Origin of the sequence: Pseudomonas sp. MRSN 12121 (genome assembly GCF_000931465.1) — a bacterium.
Lineage (GTDB): Bacteria > Pseudomonadota > Gammaproteobacteria > Pseudomonadales > Pseudomonadaceae > Aquipseudomonas.
The window spans coordinates 2,558,110-2,574,294 of the sequence record NZ_CP010892.1; the positions used below are offsets into that span (position 1 = coordinate 2,558,110).

General features: G+C 65.9%; 17 protein-coding genes and 2 pseudogenes. 7 read left to right on the plus strand and 12 right to left on the minus strand.

Annotated features, from left to right (window positions below; genetic code table 11):
* Positions 1 to 13: 13 nt before the first annotated feature.
* Positions 14 to 580 (plus strand): adenylate kinase, encoded by a 567-nt coding sequence (locus TO66_RS11790; RefSeq protein ID WP_044462476.1) that lies wholly within the window; start codon positions 14 to 16, stop codon positions 578 to 580.
* Between the two features lies 1 nt (position 581).
* On the opposite strand, the gene TO66_RS11795 is transcribed toward TO66_RS11790, so the two are convergent.
* From TO66_RS11795 to TO66_RS11805, 3 genes are all read right to left on the minus strand, one after another.
* On the minus strand, positions 582 to 1,232 hold the full coding sequence (locus tag TO66_RS11795; protein ID WP_044462477.1) for a hypothetical protein: 651 nt from the start codon (positions 1,230 to 1,232) through the stop codon (positions 582 to 584).
* A gap of 33 nt (positions 1,233 to 1,265) precedes the next feature.
* On the minus strand, positions 1,266 to 1,769 hold the full coding sequence (locus tag TO66_RS11800) for a PaaI family thioesterase (RefSeq protein ID WP_044462478.1): 504 nt from the start codon (positions 1,767 to 1,769) through the stop codon (positions 1,266 to 1,268).
* A gap of 71 nt (positions 1,770 to 1,840) precedes the next feature.
* A complete protein-coding gene (locus tag TO66_RS11805) occupies positions 1,841 to 2,269 on the minus strand; it encodes a hypothetical protein (protein ID WP_044462479.1) in 429 nt (142 codons plus the stop codon).
* A gap of 260 nt (positions 2,270 to 2,529) precedes the next feature.
* Between TO66_RS11805 and TO66_RS11810 the strand changes: the two genes are divergently transcribed.
* Entirely contained in the window at positions 2,530 to 2,859 is a 330-nt protein-coding gene (locus TO66_RS11810) for a hypothetical protein (protein ID WP_044462480.1), read from the plus strand.
* 412 nt (positions 2,860 to 3,271) lie between these two features.
* On the opposite strand, the gene TO66_RS11820 is transcribed toward TO66_RS11810, so the two are convergent.
* Positions 3,272 to 4,168, minus strand: coding sequence for a DMT family transporter (locus TO66_RS11820; RefSeq protein ID WP_044462481.1), 897 nt, complete (start codon positions 4,166 to 4,168; stop codon positions 3,272 to 3,274).
* A gap of 122 nt (positions 4,169 to 4,290) precedes the next feature.
* Here TO66_RS11820 and TO66_RS11825 point away from each other — a divergent pair, with 122 nt between their 5' ends.
* On the plus strand, positions 4,291 to 5,625 hold the full coding sequence (locus tag TO66_RS11825) for a PLP-dependent aminotransferase family protein (RefSeq protein WP_044462482.1): 1,335 nt from the start codon (positions 4,291 to 4,293) through the stop codon (positions 5,623 to 5,625).
* A gap of 36 nt (positions 5,626 to 5,661) precedes the next feature.
* On the opposite strand, the gene TO66_RS34280 is transcribed toward TO66_RS11825, so the two are convergent.
* From TO66_RS34280 to TO66_RS11840, 4 genes and pseudogenes are all read right to left on the minus strand, one after another.
* Positions 5,662 to 6,525: a methyl-accepting chemotaxis protein gene (locus TO66_RS34280; protein ID WP_409077191.1), complete on the minus strand. Its 864-nt coding sequence runs from the start codon at positions 6,523 to 6,525 to the stop codon at positions 5,662 to 5,664.
* Positions 6,520 to 7,290: pseudogene (locus TO66_RS34285) on the minus strand (MCP four helix bundle domain-containing protein); the annotation flags it as partial. The pseudogene TO66_RS34285 and the gene TO66_RS34280, both read right to left, overlap by 6 nt.
* Positions 7,291 to 7,598: 308 nt before the next feature.
* A complete protein-coding gene (locus TO66_RS11835; protein ID WP_044462484.1) occupies positions 7,599 to 8,291 on the minus strand; it encodes a DUF6602 domain-containing protein in 693 nt (230 codons plus the stop codon).
* Positions 8,292 to 8,421: 130 nt separating this feature from the next.
* On the minus strand, positions 8,422 to 9,795 hold the full coding sequence (locus TO66_RS11840) for a SulP family inorganic anion transporter (RefSeq protein WP_044462485.1): 1,374 nt from the start codon (positions 9,793 to 9,795) through the stop codon (positions 8,422 to 8,424).
* A gap of 159 nt (positions 9,796 to 9,954) precedes the next feature.
* Here TO66_RS11840 and TO66_RS11845 point away from each other — a divergent pair, with 159 nt between their 5' ends.
* The 4 genes from TO66_RS11845 (at position 9,955) to TO66_RS11860 (ending at position 11,795) form a co-directional block, all read left to right on the plus strand.
* On the plus strand, positions 9,955 to 10,326 hold the full coding sequence (locus TO66_RS11845) for a hypothetical protein (RefSeq protein WP_044462486.1): 372 nt from the start codon (positions 9,955 to 9,957) through the stop codon (positions 10,324 to 10,326).
* A 169-nt stretch (positions 10,327 to 10,495) separates the two neighbouring features.
* Positions 10,496 to 11,101, plus strand: coding sequence for an SCO family protein (locus TO66_RS11850; RefSeq protein ID WP_044462487.1), 606 nt, complete (start codon positions 10,496 to 10,498; stop codon positions 11,099 to 11,101).
* Complete coding sequence (locus TO66_RS11855) at positions 11,101 to 11,592, plus strand: copper chaperone PCu(A)C (protein WP_044462488.1); 492 nt, start codon at positions 11,101 to 11,103, stop codon at positions 11,590 to 11,592. Before TO66_RS11850 ends, TO66_RS11855 begins: the two co-directional genes overlap by 1 nt.
* Positions 11,593 to 11,609: 17 nt before the next feature.
* Positions 11,610 to 11,795, plus strand: coding sequence for a DUF1289 domain-containing protein (locus TO66_RS11860; protein WP_044462489.1), 186 nt, complete (start codon positions 11,610 to 11,612; stop codon positions 11,793 to 11,795).
* A 33-nt stretch (positions 11,796 to 11,828) separates the two neighbouring features.
* Here the strand turns inward: TO66_RS11860 and dsdC are convergent, their stop codons facing one another.
* From dsdC to TO66_RS11880, 4 genes and pseudogenes are all read right to left on the minus strand, one after another.
* Positions 11,829 to 12,773 carry a DNA-binding transcriptional regulator DsdC gene (gene dsdC, locus TO66_RS11865; protein ID WP_044462490.1) on the minus strand — a complete coding sequence of 315 codons (945 nt, stop codon included), beginning with the start codon at positions 12,771 to 12,773 and terminating at the stop codon, positions 11,829 to 11,831.
* A gap of 24 nt (positions 12,774 to 12,797) precedes the next feature.
* The gene (dsdA, locus tag TO66_RS11870; RefSeq protein WP_044462491.1) at positions 12,798 to 14,150 is read right to left on the minus strand and encodes a D-serine ammonia-lyase; all 1,353 of its coding nucleotides are present in this window, start codon (positions 14,148 to 14,150) and stop codon (positions 12,798 to 12,800) included.
* 51 nt (positions 14,151 to 14,201) lie between these two features.
* Positions 14,202 to 15,537 (minus strand): annotated as a pseudogene (locus TO66_RS11875) (gluconate:H+ symporter).
* A 200-nt stretch (positions 15,538 to 15,737) separates the two neighbouring features.
* Positions 15,738 to 16,142: a RidA family protein gene (locus TO66_RS11880; RefSeq protein WP_044462492.1), complete on the minus strand. Its 405-nt coding sequence runs from the start codon at positions 16,140 to 16,142 to the stop codon at positions 15,738 to 15,740.
* Between the last annotated feature and the right edge of the window lie 43 nt (positions 16,143 to 16,185).

The following is a 16,185-nucleotide window of genomic DNA, read 5'->3' on the forward strand; positions in this document are numbered from 1 at the left end:
AGGACATCAAGCGTTGAGCAAGCGGATTTATATCAGCGGAGCTTCCGGGGCAGGAGTAAGCACCTTGGGAGCGGCATTGGCGGACAGCCTTCAAGTGCCTCACTTTGATGTTGATGATTACTATTGGTGTCCGACGGATCCCCCCTTTGAACAATCACGTCCGCCTGAAGAAAGACTCCTTTTGCTAAAACGGGCACTGGCTGATCTGCCCTGGGTACTGTCCGGCTCATTGGATGATTGGGGAGCCGAGTTGATTCAACGCGCCGATCTGGTGGTGTTCATTGATACTCCGACCTTACTGCGTCTGGAACGCTTGAGATCACGCGAGCTGCAACGGTATGGCCAACGTATTCTGCTCGGGGGCGATATGCATGCGAACCACCAAAAGTTTCTCGCGTGGGCCGAGAGCTATGAAACGGGCAGTCGGGCAGGCCGAAGCAGACCCAGGCATGAGCTGTGGCTCAAGCATCTGACTAAACCTACCTTAAGGTTGAATGGAGAGATGACGGTCGCAGAGTTGTTGATGAATGTCCTCACGGCGATCCCAGACTTGCATCACCAGAAGTCGACACGCGCCTGAGTCAGCGTTTATCCCGGCCTGCAGGTTCCTCTTGCTCATCGCTGACTGACAGCAGGCTGGCAGTCCACTCTTGCGTGGCACTGTATCGGGCGTAATAAGCAAGCTTCTCTGTCTCGCTCAAGCCTGTAAAAAACGGCAAAAAGTACTGGTCGTTGTAGTAGCCCTGGGCGCCTTGTAACGACTCGCCCCACCAGGCGGGCGGGTAGCCCTCGAAGGCGATCCAGGGGGGCGGAACGGCGAAACGCTGGCAATGGATCGCCTCGAGAAAATCGGGGCAGTTGGTCACCAGGCGCAGGGTGATGGCGTTGAATTCCCGGGGCGATACCAGGCTAATCAGCTGCCGGTCATGTGGCGCATTTGCATACTGCCTGACGGGGAGGTCGTTGAAACGGCGTTCGTGGATCAGGGCGAAACTGCACGCGACGAGGGCCTGGAACGAGTCCAGGTCCTGGGCATCGATCAGCAGGGCGCAGTAGTAGGCCTGCACGGCGCCGTGTGCCAGGGGGACGAGGTGAGGCAAGGCGGGCAGGATGGGCGCGGGGGATGGCAGCGGCGCGGTAAAGATCGCCTGGAGTTCAGGCCGGGAGTACCCCAGGATCTGTTCCCGGGGGGCTCGCGCCATCAGGTTTTTCAGCCGCTGGAAAAGGCTCATGATCGTCCCTGTTGCTGCTCGCTTCGGCGCCTGTCAGGCCGACTCGACCTCGCGCCCATGGGCCGCCGCGGCCAGTTGCCCGGTATCGACCCGCACGAAGACCGAGTCGCCCACCGCCGTCAGCACATCGCCGGCATACACCTCGCAGATCACCCGGCTCTTGCGGCCGACTTTGCCTTCGACCCTGGCGCGCAGGGTCAGGGGCACGCCCATCGGCGTCGGCTTGATGAATTTGATGCCCAGGTTGCCGGTCACGCAGTCGATGCGCGGCAGGCTGCCGGGCGTGCGTTGTTCGGCGCGGTAGTGGTAGGCCATCGCGGTCCAGTTCGAATGGCAGTCCACCAGCATGGCGATCAGGCCGCCGTAGACCAGCTCGGGCCAGCCGCAGTACTTGGCGTCCGGCAGGTGCTCGGCCAGCACATGCACCCCATCCTCGTGCCAGTGGCTCTTGAGGTGCAGGCCATGGGGGTTGTTGCCGCCACAGCCATAACAAACGCCGTCCGGCGCGGTGCGGTCTTGCAGGGAGAGTGGGTGCATGGGGCTTGCCTTTCTTATTGTTGGAGAAGGCCCTGGCGCGGTCGTCGACGAGGCGGCCGGCCAGGACCGATTCAGGCGGCCTGTGCCTGGATCTGCAACTGGCCTTCGACGTCCTTGACCAGCCCGCTGGCCAGCAGCAGGGGCAGCAGGCGCTTGTGCAGTTGCGGCTCGACGAACTCCTTGACGGTGTCCAGCGCGAGGTTGCCGCTGACTTCCAGCTCGGTCTTGGTGTAGGACAACCAGGCCTTTTTCAGCGCCAGCAGGACATCGCTGCCGGCGGTGTTGGCGAAGCGCCGGTGGGTCACCTGGCCGTCGAATTCGAAGCTGTGCCGGTAGGCATAACCGCTCTCGTCGCCCGCACTGGCGACACAACGACCGCAGGTGCATTGGCCGTCGCCGAAGGCCGTGCGCAGATAGGTGTTGAAGTCCACCACGGGCTTGAGCCCCAGGCGCTTGTCGACTTCGAACAGATCCCCGGTCAGTTTTTCTTCCGTACTCAACGTCAATTCCTCACAGTCATGCGGCTTTTTACAGGGCCGCACGATACCAGCCGGACGCGTGCGAGGGGAATTTTCTGCCCGCGAGGTGGACCACCGACGCTTGTAGCGACTGCCCAAGGCTGGCCATTGGGCGCTGGGTAACCGGGTGGCCATTAAAAGAGAGGCACATTGCCTTCTTCCGGCCCGTGGCGTGCTGGCCCCGCACGCGCCGAAGTCTCGCCAAAATCACTTTAATTTCAGATGCTTAGGTGGATCGAAAAATGCGCAATGTATGGATGACGCTGAGCTCGTTCGCCCTGGTCGGCGCGGCATTCGCGGCCGAGGGCAGGGAGTTGCCGGCCAATGACCGCTATATGTGCAGTTGGGGCGCGGGGACGGCGGCGCGAGCGCAGGAGCTGAAGCTGTCGGGCGTTTCGCTGTACGCCGCGCGGCAGAAGCTGCAGACCTACAAGTTCAGCAAGGGCTGGATGCGCATGATGGCCATGGGCATCACCGAACAGACCTACGACAGCCCGTCGCGGGCCAAGCCGGCCACGGTGCGCCAGAGCTTTTATGAGGATTGCGTGCGTTTCAAGCTGGCGCGCAAATGACCGCGGGAGTCGCCGGCAACAGGCTGCCATGCTGGCCCGGAGGGCGCTGGCCGTGGGCGCGCGAATTTCGGTTGCGGCTCATGTACCCGGCCTTTGGGGTGATGAATCGCAAACTCGACGGTGCATCTGATCCGTATTTTTCTTTTGCACCTGCGTCTGTATCGGGATCAGTTCCGGCCGGACAATAAACGCACCCTCAGGCACCACGGCCTACCGGCTGGAACCTGAAGGGGCGTTCTGTTTTTCGCACCGGCGAAAACCTATTGTTCAGGAGGCCTTTATGGCGAAGATGGCGATTTTCTTGTTTGGATTCTTGACGCTGACCATCGCGATCGGGGTGCTGGCCACCATTTCCCCGACCTGAGCGGAACCCATCGGGCCGGTCCACTCTTCCAGGGGCGGGAGGGGACCGTCATGTGGAAAACCGCTTCGCCCCCGCCACGCATGAAATCACCGCCACGGTCACCCCCAGCATGCCCAGGCTCACGGGCTCATGCAGCAGGGTGGCCGCCAGCGCCAGGCCAAAGAAGGGTTGCAGCAACTGCAACTGGCCAACGGCAGCGATACCGCCCTGGGCCAGGCCGCGATACCAGAACACAAACCCCAGCAACATGCTGAACAGCGCCACATACGCCAGGCTCAGCCAGGCGGGCGGGGTGATGCCGGCCAATGTGGGCGGGGCGCTGAACAGGGTCAGCGGCAGCATGATCGGAAACGACAAGACCAGCGCCCAGCAAATCACCTGCCAGCCGCCCAGGGTCCTGGACAGTTTCGCCCCCTCCGCATAACCCAGGCCGCACGCCAGGATGGCCAGCAGCATCAGCAGGTCGCCGGCCGGCGCGACGCTCAGCCCCTGGGACACCGCGAACCCCACCACCAGCAGGCTGCCCAGCCCCGAGAACAGCCAGAACACCGGCCGCGGTCGCTCGCCGCCGCGCAGCACGCCGAACGCCGCGGTGGCCAGTGGCAGCAGGCCGACAAAGACGATGGAGTGGGCCGAGGTGACGTATTGCAAGGCCAGCGCGGTCAGCAGCGGGAAGCCCACGACCACGCCCAGGGCCACGATTGCCAGGGGCCACAGCTGGTGTCGGCTCGGGCGTTTTTCCTTGAACAGCAGCAACAGGCACAAGGCGAGAACCCCGGCGATGCTGGCGCGGGCCACGGTCAGGAACAGCGGGGCGAACTCCAGCACGGCCACCCGGGTGGCCGGCAGCGAGCCGCTGAAAATCAGCACGCCGATAAAGCCGTTGAGCCAGCCGCTGGCGGTCGTTGGTGTGCTTGGGTGTCGCAAGTTCGATATGCGTTCCATGGCAGGACTCTGGGCTGTCGGGAAATGAGCGCAGCGGGAGGCGATTGCGCCTGTGCTGTTCCGGGCTCATCCTAGGCAGGCTGATCAATACAATCAAAATATTGTCATGGATACATTCGCCTATGGCCCGTGCCCGCTACAAACAACTGGTCGACGCTCTGGCCGCCGATATCCGTGGCGGAACCTTGCCGCCCGGCACCCGCTTGCCCACTCACCGCGATCTGGCCGCCCGGGAAGGGCTGGCGCTGGTCACGGCCTCGCGGGTGTACGCCGAGCTGGAGGCGATGGGGCTGGTCAGCGGCGAAGCCGGGCGCGGCACCTTCGTTCGCGAGACCGCGCTGCCCCCCGGCCAGGGCATCGATCAGCAGCCGCTGGCGGCGGGCACCCTGGACCTCAACTTCAACTATCCCGCGCTTCCGGGGCAGGCCGAATTGTTGCGCGGGGGCCTGCGCCAGCTGGCCGCCGCCGGCGACCTGGAGGCGCTGCTGCGCTACCAGCCCCACAGCGGCCGGCCCCATGAGCGGGCGGTGCTGGCACGTCATCTGGCCTCTTGCGGGCTGAAGGTGACGGCGGAGCAATTGTCGATCGTCAGCGGCGCCCAGCACGGCCTGGCGGCGACGGTGATGGCGCTGCTCAAGCCCGGCGACGTGGTCGCCACCGACGCCCTGACGTACCCGGGTTTCAAGGTGGTGGCCGATGCCCATGGCGTGGAGCGGGTGTCGATCGCCCTCACTGCGCAGGGCCCCGACCTGGATAGCCTCGAACAGTTGTGCCGCAGCCGGCGGGTGCGGGCGGTGTACGCCATGCCGACCCTGCACAACCCCATGGGCTGGGTGCTGGACCTGGCCTGGCGCGAGCGCCTGGTGCGGATCGCCCGGCAGCACCGCCTGCTGATCATCGAGGATGGCGCCTATGCCTTTCTCGCCAAGGATCCGCCCCCGCCGCTGGCGGCCCTGGCGCCGGAGCTGACGGTCTATGTGTCGGGATTTTCGAAGAACGTCGCCACCGGCCTGCGGGTCGGTTTCGTGGTCGCGCCGCTGGCCTGGGTGCCGCAGATCGAACGGGTGATCCGCGCGACCACCTGGAACACCCCCGGGGTGATGACGGCGCTGGTCTGCAACTGGCTCGACGACGGTACGGTGCAGCGCCTGGAGGAAGAAAAGCGCCAGGACGCAAGCGCCCGGCAGGCCCTGGCCAGGGAGGTGCTGGCCGGCCTCGACTGCATCACCCATCCGGCCTCGTATTTCCTCTGGCTGCCGCTGCCCGAGGAAGCGCGCGCCGATCAGGTGGCGATGGCGCTGCTGCGGGAAAACGTCTCGGTGTCCCTCGCCGAGCCCTTCGTCAGCGCCGCGCCCGTGCCCCATGCCATTCGCCTGGCCCTGGGGTCGGTCGATCCGGACACGTTGCGGGTGGCGCTGGAAAGGGTGCGGCGGGTGATTGGCCAATACGTTTATTGAGGGCCTCCCGCGCCCGGGGCGCGGGAGGCGGTGCCATCAGACCTTGAACTGCGTCACCAGGCCATTGAGCTCCACCGCCAGGCGCGACAGGTCCTGGCTGGCGGCGTTGCTCTGGTTGGCCCCGGCCGAGGTCTGGGTCGCCAGGTCGCGGATGTTCACCAGGTTGCGGTCCACTTCGCGGGCGACCTGGGCCTGTTCTTCGCTGGCGCTGGCGATCACCAGGTTGCGTTCGTTGATCGAGGTGATGGCCTGGGTGATCTGGTCCAGCGCCAGGCCCGAGGCCCGCGCGGCTTCCAGGGTCAGATGGGCGCGTTCGTTGCTGTGGCGCATGGCGCTGACCGCGCCTTCGGTGCCTTCTTCGATGGTGTTGATCATGCTTTCGATTTCCTGGGTCGACTGCTGGGTGCGGTGGGCGAGGGCCCGCACCTCGTCGGCGACCACGGCGAAACCGCGCCCGGCATCGCCGGCCCGCGCGGCCTCGATGGCGGCGTTGAGGGCCAGCAGGTTGGTCTGCTCGGCGATGGAGCGGATCACCTCCAGGACCTGGCCGATATTGCGCACATCCACCGCCAGGTGCTCGACCTGCTCGCAGGTGCGGGTGACCTCGTCGGCCAGGTCGCCGATGGAGTCGACGGTGTGCTGCACCTGCTCGCGCCCGTGGTGCGCGGTGGTGTCGGTTTCCCGCGAGGCTTCCGAGGTGCTGACGGCGTTGCGCGCCACTTCTTCCACGGCCGCGGTCATCTCGTTGACCGCGGTGGCAGCCTGTTCCAGCTCGTTGCTCTGCTGGTGCAGGGTCTTGCTGGAATCTTCGGTCACCGCATGCAGCTCCTCAGCGGCCGAGGCCAGCTGGTTGGAGGAATCGGCGATCTTCTGCAGGGTGCTGCGCAGGCTGTTCTGCATGCGTTGCAGGGCGTGCAGCAGGCGGGCGGGCTCGTCGCTGCCGGTGACGCTGATGGTGTGGCACAGGTCGCCGCTGGCGATGGTCTCGGCGACCTCCACGGCCTGGCCCAGGGGCCGCACGATGCTGCGGGTGAGGACGATGGCCAGGCCGACGGTCAGCACCAGCACCACGCCGAGGATCGTCAGCACCAGCCCGATCGCGCTGTGGAACACTTCGTTGCTGCGCGCGGCCGCCGCTTCGCCGCCGTGGGTGTTGACCTCGACCACCGTCAGCAACTCCTTGAGCATGGCGTCGGCATTGGTCAGGAACGGCCCGCCGTCGACGATCGCGATAGCCTCGTCCCGGCGACCCTGGCGCGCCAGCTCCAGGACGCGCTGCTGGTCCTTGAGGTACAGCGCCTTGACGCCCAGGAAGCGCGCATATGCGGCCTGTTCCTCGGGGTCGACACTGAGTTTTTCGTAGACCAGCTGCTGGGCCGACAATTGCTCGTCGAGTTGATTGATCAGGTCCAGCAGGACATCGACCTCGTTCTTGTCGCGAACCACCAGCTGGCGCAGGGTCAGGGTGCGGATCTGGGTGCTGGTCAGGGCCATGGCGTTGGCGGCGACGATTGAGGGCAGCCAGTTCCTGTCGACCTCGAGCGACTGCTCGTTCATGCGGCGCATCTCCAGCAGGGAGAAGGTCCCCAGCGCAACCGCCAGCAGCGCGATCAGGGCAAAACTGAGGCCGGCGCGGCGGGAAATGTTCATCGATCGTAAAAGCATGACTGTGTTCCTTGTGGCGGCAAAAGGCACAACCTGCGTGGCATCCGGCAGGTTCGCAGCAAAGCGGCGCGCGACCGGAAAGGCTCCGGGGCGTCGTCGGTTCTCACAGGCAAGGCAGGCGGGAGGCGCATCGGGGCGCCTTCTTTATGGGCGTTTCCGGGGGGACGAGGTGGCACGGGCCCTGCCGGAAAGGCGGCGATGATATCACAATGATGTCGCTGTTTTGGCCGAAATGGCCTGGGAGCGAGCAATGAAAAAGGCGAGCCATGGCTCGCCTTGAGTTCTCCGGATGAGCTATCGGGGCCTCGTCAGTTCAGGAGCGAGAGGTAGCTCTTGATGTCGAACCGGCTGTCTCGGTTGAACGACAACCAATTGGAGAGGCTGCACAGGAACGCGAAAATGGCGTTGTCGCCGGTGGCTTCATAGTTTCCCGTGGGCTCGAAACTGAAAAAGTAAGCAGGATCGAGGCACAGGATGCCAGTGGGATAAAGCTGTTTCTTTTTCCTGCATTCCTTGTACAACAGATCGGACAGTTTTTTTTCTGCTGGCCCTTTGAACGCGATGATGTAGGAGGGAACGATATATTGGTTGTTGAGCCTGAAGTCCTTCTTCGACTTTTTTCGTTGTAGCCGTTGGACCGCATCGCTTTGTGCAAATGCCTCGGCCTTCTGCTTGCCTAGGTCGGACTTCACTTCGATGGCCGCCGCCACGGTGTCGGCGAAATAGAGCCGTTGCTTGCCGGAGGTGATGGGCAGGCTGAAGCTCTGCTCGCACTCTAGGACGATATCCACCTGGCCCGAGGTTTTCCCGTAGCAGTCCATGATGACCCCGGACCCGTAGCGCACATTCTGCGGCAGCACGCGCGCCAGCAGGCTTTCGATGATCAGCTCCCGTTCGTTGCCGATGACCGTCGTCGGATACTTCTGCGATTGCTTGTGGCCGAGCATCAGGTTTTCCCTGAGCGTCTCGATGCTGTTGAGTAACAGGTCTGTCCCTGACATGGCGGATTCCTTGTGATGTTCGATGGAAGGGCGGCCCCGCTGGAGCCGAGGCCGCCCGACAGTAAGAAAGCGGGGCGGTGGTGTAAAGACCTTTATCGAACGCCGCGTGGGGCGCTCCCCAGAGTCTGGCTCAACCGTGCTGCATGCCCGCCCGCTTGAGCAGCTGCTTGCAGCGTTCCGACAGGTGCGTCACCCGCAGCTGCTTGCCGGCCTTGGCGTAGCGCTCGCGCAGGGTCTTCAGGGCGGCGATGGCCGAGTAGTCGACGAAGCTCAGGTGACGGCAGTCGAGGGTGACGTGCTGCGGATCGCCCGCCGGGTCGAAGTGGTTGAGGAAGGGTGTGGTCGAGGCGAAGAACAGCGTGCCGTGGACCCGGTACAGCTTGCTGCCGTCGGCTTCCTCGTGGCTGTCGGCGTACAGCTCGCGCGAGTGCTGCCAGGCGAAGTTGAGGGCGGCGATGACGATGCCGCACAACACCGCGGTGGCCAGGTCGGTGAACACGGTGATGAGGGTCACGGCGACGATCACCAGCATGTCGTTGAGCGGCACCTTGTGCAGCACCCGCAGCGAGCCCCAGGCGAAGGTCTGCTGGGACACCACGAACATCACCCCGGCGACCACCCCGGACAGCCGGCCGCGGCCGCCGGAACCGAGGTTGATCACGGTCTGGCCGATCATCGCGCAGCCGCCCATGCCGCCGAACAGGCCGGAGGCGATATTGGCCGCGCCCAGGGCCACGCACTCGCGGTCCGGTTCGCCGCGGCTCTCGGTGATTTCGTCGGTCAGGTTGAGGGTCAGCAGGGTTTCCAGCAGGCCGACCATGGCCATCAGGAATGCGTAGGGGGCGATGATGCCGAGGGTTTCCAGGTTCCAGGCGATGTCCGGCAGGGCGAACCGCGGCAGGCCGCCGGCGATATGCGCCATGTCGCCCAGGGTGCGGGTCGGCAGGTCGAGCAGGTACACCAGCAGGCCGACCCCGAGGATCGCCACCAGCGCCGGCGGCACCGCGCGGCTCAGGCGCGGCAGCAGATAGACGATGGCCATGGTCAGCGCGACCAGGCCCGCCATCAGCCACAGGGACGGGCCGCCGAGCCAGCGTTCGCCGGCCTTGAAGTGCTCCAGCTGGGCCAGGGCGATGATGATCGCCAGGCCGTTGACGAAGCCGAGCATCACCGGATACGGCACGATCCGCACCAGCTTGCCCAGGCGCAGCAGGCCGAAGGCGATCATGATCAGGCCGCCGAGCAGCACCGTGGCCAGCAGGTACTGCACGCCGTGCTGTACCACCAGCGCGACGATCACCACTGCCATCGACCCGGCGGCCCCGGAAATCATGCCCGGGCGACCGCCGAACAGGGCGGTCAGGGTACAGAGGATAAAGGCCCCGTACAGGCCCATCAGCGGGTTGAGGTGGGCCACCAGGGCGAAGGCGATGCACTCGGGCACCAGCGCGAACGAAGTAGTGAGGCCGGCCAGGACATCGGCGCGAAGACGAGCGGGTTTCATGAAGTACCTGAGAGGGCGGCCAGCGATGGCCGCAAGGGCGGGAATTGCAAGGACGGCGAATGTTACGGAATAACCGTTGCGCCGGCCACCCGGGGCTTGTATTGCCGGGCGTCGGCAGCAAGACTGCGCGACCGCAGCCCCGGCAGCCGAGGAGTCCCCATGCCATCCAGTAAACGCGAGCAGGCACGCATCGAGCGCCGCCTGGTCGCCAGCCTCACCGACGCCTGCGAAACCGCCAAGGCACAGATCGACGGTTTTGCCTGGCTGACCCACGTCGTCGACAACGCGGCGTTTCCCGCCAGCCTGCACGTGGTGTGGGTGTTCGCCACCCAGGCCGACAAGAGCCGGGCCCTGGCCAGCGGGCAGGGCGCACGCATGCTCGAACTGACCGCCCGGGCGCTGGCCGAGGCCGGCATCGAGTTGCCGGCGCTGGCGGCCCATGTGCAGTACGACAGCGAAGAACAATGCCGGCGCGTCAACGGTGGCGACTGGCAGCGACGGCTGGCGCGACTGAACCCGCGGCGCGGCTGAAAGCTGCAGGCCAGAGCGCGGCGAATCGTCGCACTGGCGCGAATTGCACACAACCTGTCATCCATTTGGCAGGAACCGGCCCCCCTCGTTTGTTACCATGCGGCGTTTTTTACGGATGGCCCGCCCGGTGGGTCGTCTGGACTTCCGGCTCCTGAAAGGGCGGTAACGAATGAGTGTTTTGTTGAGTCGTCGCGAGGTGCTCGCGGGTATGGGGGTGTTGGGGCTCGGCCTGCTGGCCGGCTGCGATACCCGCGGGCAGCTGTCGTTCAAGTACGGCAAGGACCTGAGCGACAAGATCATGGGGCGTACCTTCAAGCTGAAGGACACCGAGGGCAATGTCAGGACCCTGTCGAGCTTCAGCGGCCTGATGCCAATGGTGTTCTTCGGTTTCACCCAATGCCCGGCCATCTGCCCGACGACGCTGGCGCGCGCGGCCCAGGCCAAGAAACTGATGGGCCGCGACGGCGAGCGCCTGCAGGTGATCTTCATCACCCTGGACCCCGAGCGCGATACCCCGGCGGTACTGGACGCCTACGTCAAGGCCTTCGACCCGACCTTCGTCGCGCTGTACGGCACCCTGGAAGAAACCGCGGCCACGGCCAAGGAATTCGACGTGTTCTACGAGAAGATCCCCAGCGGCTCGACCTACACGCTGTCCCACACCGCCACCAGTTTTGTCTACGACTCCCGGGGCACGCTGCGCCTGGGATTGTCCCAATCGCTTACCGCGCAAGAGTGTGCGGAAGATTTACTGACCGTCATGGAGGTCTGCTGATGTATCCGGCCCTGAATCAAACTACTGTCGCCCAACGCGCCAAGCGCATCCTGCTCGGTCTGTCGCTGCTGGGCCTGGCCGGCCATGCCGCGGCCCAGACCCAGGTCACCGACGCCTGGGTGCGCGCCACCGTCGCCGGGCAACAGGCCACCGGGGCATTCATGACCCTGACCGCCAGCGACGACAGCAGGCTGCTTGGTGTGGCTTCGCCGGTGGCCAAGACTGTGCAGATCCACCAGTCGACCATGCATAACGACGTGATGAGCATGCGCCCGGCGGACTTCGTCGAGCTGCCGGCCGGCAAGGCCGTGGCCCTGGATCCGCATGGCTACCACGTGATGCTGATCGACCTGGTGGCCCAGGTGAAGGAAGGCGACAAGGTGCCGCTGACCCTGACCGTGGAAAACGCCAAGGGCGAGAAGGAGTCGATCAAGGTCGAGGCCCAGGCGCGCGCGCTGAACATGGCCGACCACGGCGCGATGCAGCACTGATGCCGCGCGGCTGAAGCATGGCCAAGGACATCGCCAACCCCTGTATCGCCGTGTGCCAGTTGAGCGGCGACCTGTGCCTGGGTTGCGGGCGCAGCAAGGACGATATCCGCCAATGGAAACGCATGAAGCGCCCGGAGAAAATGGCCGCGGCGCAGCGGGCGAGCCAGCGCTTGAAAGCGTTGCGCAAGAAGGCCGACCGCTGATTCTCCCTCCGGCCGGCCATTGCGCGCCGGCCTTCAGATAGCCGGCGTTTGCGCGGCGCACTCGCGCAACCAGGCGATACAGGCCGCGACTCGACGTGGCAGGGCTTCCAGGGCTGGGTGGACCACGTAGTAGTCGTATTCGCCGCTGCGGGTAAAACCGCTGAACGGCAGCACCAGGCGGCCTTGCCCGATCGCCTCGCTGACCAGGTGCTCGCGGCCGATCGCCACGCCGGCATGGTGGAGGGCGGCGGTGACGCACAGGTCCGAGCGATCGAAGGTCACCCCGCGTTCGGGCATCGGCATGTCGCCCTGCTGGCGCAGCCACAGCGCCCATTCGGAGTCGAAGGTGGCGTGGTCCCAGGCCAGCGAATCATGCAGCAGGGTGCAGTGCTCAAGTCGCTCGAGCGCCCCGGTCAGCCCGTGGCGCTCGGCGTATTGCGGGCTGCACACCGGCGCGACCCGTTCCTGCATCAGCTTGTGCGCCACCAGCCCATGGAACTCGCCATTGCCGTAGTACAGCGCCAGGTCGATCTGCCGGGTGCGGAAGTCGATGCGGTCGTTGCCCACGCGCAGGTCCAGCCGAACCCCGGGAAAGCGCAGGCCGAACTCGGCCAGGCGCGGCACCAGCCAGGAATGGGCGATGGACGGATGGGCGTACAGGGTCAGCGGCCCGGCCAGGTCGGCGTCGACCGGCTGGGCCAGGACTTCGGACAGATCGCCCAGGGCCTGCTGCAGGATGGCGAAGATGCGCTCACCGGCCTCGGTCAGTTGCACCCGCCGGGTCAGCCGCCGGAACAGCGGGATCGACAGCTCCGCCTCCAGCCGCGCAATGCGATGGCTGACCGCGCTGGCGGTCAGGCACAACTCGTCGGCGGCCTTGCTGAAGCTCAGGTGGCGGGCCGCGACCTGGAAGGTGAACAGGTTCGAGAACTGGCTGCTGTTGAGCTTGGCTTCCAGTCGGGGCGGTAGGTTGTACAAGCCGGCGCTTCTCCTGTCGGTCGGTTATGAGCCTTGCAGCACCCGGGCGCCTTGCGCCAGGTAGGCCTGCATCTCGGTTGGCGGAACCATGCTGCCGCCCGTGGCCCAGACCAGGTGGGTGGCCCGGGCGTATGCCTCGGCGGGCATGCCGCTGCGCCGCAGGTACTGCTCGCGCTGGGCCTGCACGCGGGCGACGCCGGGGACGCCGGCCACCGCCGAGGGCTCCAGGTGCAACCCCTGGTGCTTGGCCATCAGCCACACCAGGGCATGCAGTTCGTCGTCGCTGACGGTGTAGTAGCCCTCGATCAAGCGCTGCATGGCACGGCCGACGAACCCCGAGGCGCGGCCGACGGCCAGGCCGTCGGCCGCGGTGAGGTTGTCGATGCCGAAGTCCTGTACCGATACCGCGTCATGCAGCCCGGTGTGCACCCCCAGCAGCATGCACGGCGAATGGGTGGGCTCGGCAAATATACAGTGAACGGCATCGCCGAACGCCAGCTTCAAGCCGAACGCCACGCCGCCCGGGCCGCCGCCGACGCCGCAGGGCAGGTAGACGAACAGCGGGTGCTGCGCATCGACCTTGATCCCGGCCTGTTCCAGTTGCCGGCTCAGGCGCTCGGCGGCCACCGCGTAGCCGAGGAACAGGTCGGTGGAGTTCTCGTCGTCGACGAAATGGCAGGCCGGATCGGCGCTGGCCTGCTGGCGCCCCTGGGCCACGGCGAGGCTGTAGTCGCTCTGGTATTCCATGACCTGCACGCCATGGGCGCGCAGCTTGTCCTTCTTCCATTGGCGGGCGTCGGCCGACATGTGCACCGTGACCTGGAACCCCAGCCGGGCGCCCATCAGGCCGATGGACAGGCCCAGGTTGCCGGTGGAGCCCACGGCGATCCGGTAGCGGCCGAAGAACGCCCGGGCCGCGGCGGAGTCGAGCACGCTGTAGTCCTGGTCCAGGCGCAGCAGACCGGCCTCCAGGGCCAGGCGCTCGGCATGCTTGAGCACCTCGTAGATGCCGCCGCGGGCCTTTATCGACCCGGAAATCGGCAAGTGGCTGTCCTGCTTGATCCACAGCGCACCGGGCAGCGGCTGTCCGTAGCGGCTCGCCAGCACGGCCTGCAAGGCCGGCAACGGCTGGATCGGCGATTCGAGAATGCCCTGGTTGGCCCGGGTTTCCGGGAAGGCCACGGAAAAATACGCGGCGAAACGCTCGAGGCGCGCACTGGCCTCGGCCACGTCCGCGGCGCTCAGGGGCACGTCGCCCAGGCCCGCGGCCAGGGGCGCGCGGGTGGGGGTGAACCAGGTGGTTTCGCGCAACGCGATCAACTCGTCAAGCAGCGGGTAACGGTGGGTCCAGGTAGCGAGTGGCTGGCCTGCGATCATGGGGAACTCCGGTAGCTCAGGTTTAAAAGGGGCAGGTTCAAAGGATCAGGTTCAAAGGAAATGCGAGAGGCCGAGGGTCAGCAGCAGGGCGACCACCGAGGCCAGGACCGTGGCGCTGGTGAAGGTCTTGAGCGCCTCGGCCAGCGATACCCCGAGGTATTCCTTGACCACCCAGAAGGCCGAATCGGTAACGTGGGTCCAGCCGATGGCCCCGGCGCCGATGGCGACCACGACGATCTCCCGGCTGTAGCCGGTGCCGGCGCCCAGGGTCGGCAGCACGATGGCGGCGGCGCTCATCATGGCCACGGTCGCCGAGCCCACCGCGAAGTGCATCAGCCCCGCCACCAGCCAGGCCAGTACCAGTGGGTTGATGTCCAGCCGGGTCAGGGCCTCGGCCAGCACCTGGCCCACGCCGCTGTCGATCAGGATGCCGTTGAAGGCGCCGCCGGCACCGATGATCAGCAGGATACTGGCCAGCGGCGGCAGGCTTTTCTGGGTGTGCCCCAGCAAGGCCTGCATCGACAGGCCGCGGCGCAGGCCCAGGGACCAGGAGGCGAAGACCACGGCGATCACCAGCGCTACCAGCGGGTTGCCGAAGAATGACAACAGCACGGACAGCGTCGAGCCGGCGGGCAGGAGGCCGGCGAAGGTCTTGCCGATCATCAGCAGCAGCGGCAGGAGGATGGTCAGCAGGGTCAGCCAGAAGCCCGGCAAAGCCCGTTCGCCACCGGCCTCGCAGCGCTCGTCGAGGAACGCCGCCTGACCGGGGCCGGCCTGGCGGCGCGCCACCAGGCGGATCCACAGCGGCCCGGCGATCACGGCGGTGGGCAACCCGACGATCAGGCCATAGAGAATCACCTGGCCGACGTCGGCCCCCAGCAAGTGGGTAATGGCCATGGCCGCGGGGTGGGGCGGCAGCATGCAGTGCACGCACATCAGCGACACCGCCAGCGGCACGCCGAGGTACAGCAGGTTGAGCCGGGTTTGCCTGGCCACCACGTACACCAGGGGAATCAGCAGGATATAGCCGACCTCGAAGAACACCGGGATGCCGGCGATGAAGCCCACCAGCATCATCACCCAGGACGCGCGCCGCTCGCCCAGGGTGTCGAGCAGGGTCCGGGCGATGCGCTCGGCGCCCCCCGATTCCTCGAGCAGCTTGCCCAGGATGCTGCCCGATGATCGCGGCGAGAAACCCCAAGGTATCGCCCAGGCCCTTCTGGAACGAGGCGAGCATGGTATCGAGCGGCATCCCCGAGCCCATCCCGACCAGGCCGCACGCGGCGATCAGCGCCAGAAAGGCATGCACCCTGAACCTGACAATCAACACCACGATCATCACGATCGCGGCGAACAACACCCACAGCAACGCGCCACTGCTTTGCATCGGCCAACCCTCTTATTGATTTTGTGACGGGGTCCGTCAAAGGACTTCGCGGGGCGAGAGTTAACTATCTGGCGCGCGGCGCTGACAAAAGATCATTGCTCAGCAGACGGGTGATGCGGGGTCAGGCGTGGGGCGGGGCAAGGCCGGTTTGCCGCGCCCCGGGATGCCGGGCCACGCGCGTGGCCCGCTGGAGGGGGAAATCAGCCGGCGGTGCCTTCCGGCAGCTTGGCGATCACCTTGATCTCGAAGTCGAAACCATACAGCCAGGTCACGCCCACGGCGGTCAGCGTCGGATACGGCGCCGTTCCCCAGAACTCCGGCACCACCTTCCAGATGGCCTCGAACTTCGTAGCGGGGTCGACGATAAAGACCGTGACATCGATCACGTCGTCGAAGCTGCCGCCGGCCGCGGCGAGGATTGCGTTCAGGTTATTGAAGGCGAGCCGCACCTGGGCCTCGAGGTCGGCTTCGGGGGAGCCGTCGGCGGTGCTGCCGACCTGGCCCGAGACGAACAGGAAACCATTGGAACGGATGGCCGGCGAGTAGCGGTTGCGCTCGTAGAGTGCCTGGCGTCCGGGCGGGAAAACCACTGTGCGTTGTGTCATGTGTTGCCTCCATCGGGAGAGGGTCGGAATCGACCGGGAGTGA

Bases quoted from the DNA above. Each gene is read 5' to 3' on its own strand.
- TO66_RS11795 (WP_044462477.1), bottom strand. From the start codon at position 1,232: ATGAGCCTTTTCCAGCGGCTGAAAAACCTGATGGCGCGAGCCCCCCGG.
- dsdA (WP_044462491.1), bottom strand. From the start codon at position 14,150: ATGATCGCAGGCCAGCCACTCGCTACCTGGACCCACCGTTACCCGCTG.
- TO66_RS11810 (WP_044462480.1), top strand. From the start codon at position 2,530: ATGCGCAATGTATGGATGACGCTGAGCTCGTTCGCCCTGGTCGGCGCG.
- TO66_RS11880 (WP_044462492.1), bottom strand. From the start codon at position 16,142: ATGACACAACGCACAGTGGTTTTCCCGCCCGGACGCCAGGCACTCTAC.
- TO66_RS11825 (WP_044462482.1), top strand. From the start codon at position 4,291: ATGGCCCGTGCCCGCTACAAACAACTGGTCGACGCTCTGGCCGCCGAT.
- TO66_RS11855 (WP_044462488.1), top strand. From the start codon at position 11,101: ATGTATCCGGCCCTGAATCAAACTACTGTCGCCCAACGCGCCAAGCGC.
- TO66_RS11845 (WP_044462486.1), top strand. From the start codon at position 9,955: ATGCCATCCAGTAAACGCGAGCAGGCACGCATCGAGCGCCGCCTGGTC.
- TO66_RS11850 (WP_044462487.1), top strand. From the start codon at position 10,496: ATGAGTGTTTTGTTGAGTCGTCGCGAGGTGCTCGCGGGTATGGGGGTG.
- TO66_RS34280 (WP_409077191.1), bottom strand. From the start codon at position 6,525: ATGCAGAACAGCCTGCGCAGCACCCTGCAGAAGATCGCCGATTCCTCC.
- TO66_RS11860 (WP_044462489.1), top strand. From the start codon at position 11,610: ATGGCCAAGGACATCGCCAACCCCTGTATCGCCGTGTGCCAGTTGAGC.
- TO66_RS11820 (WP_044462481.1), bottom strand. From the start codon at position 4,168: ATGGAACGCATATCGAACTTGCGACACCCAAGCACACCAACGACCGCC.
- TO66_RS11800 (WP_044462478.1), bottom strand. From the start codon at position 1,769: ATGCACCCACTCTCCCTGCAAGACCGCACCGCGCCGGACGGCGTTTGT.
- TO66_RS11835 (WP_044462484.1), bottom strand. From the start codon at position 8,291: ATGTCAGGGACAGACCTGTTACTCAACAGCATCGAGACGCTCAGGGAA.
- TO66_RS11840 (WP_044462485.1), bottom strand. From the start codon at position 9,795: ATGAAACCCGCTCGTCTTCGCGCCGATGTCCTGGCCGGCCTCACTACT.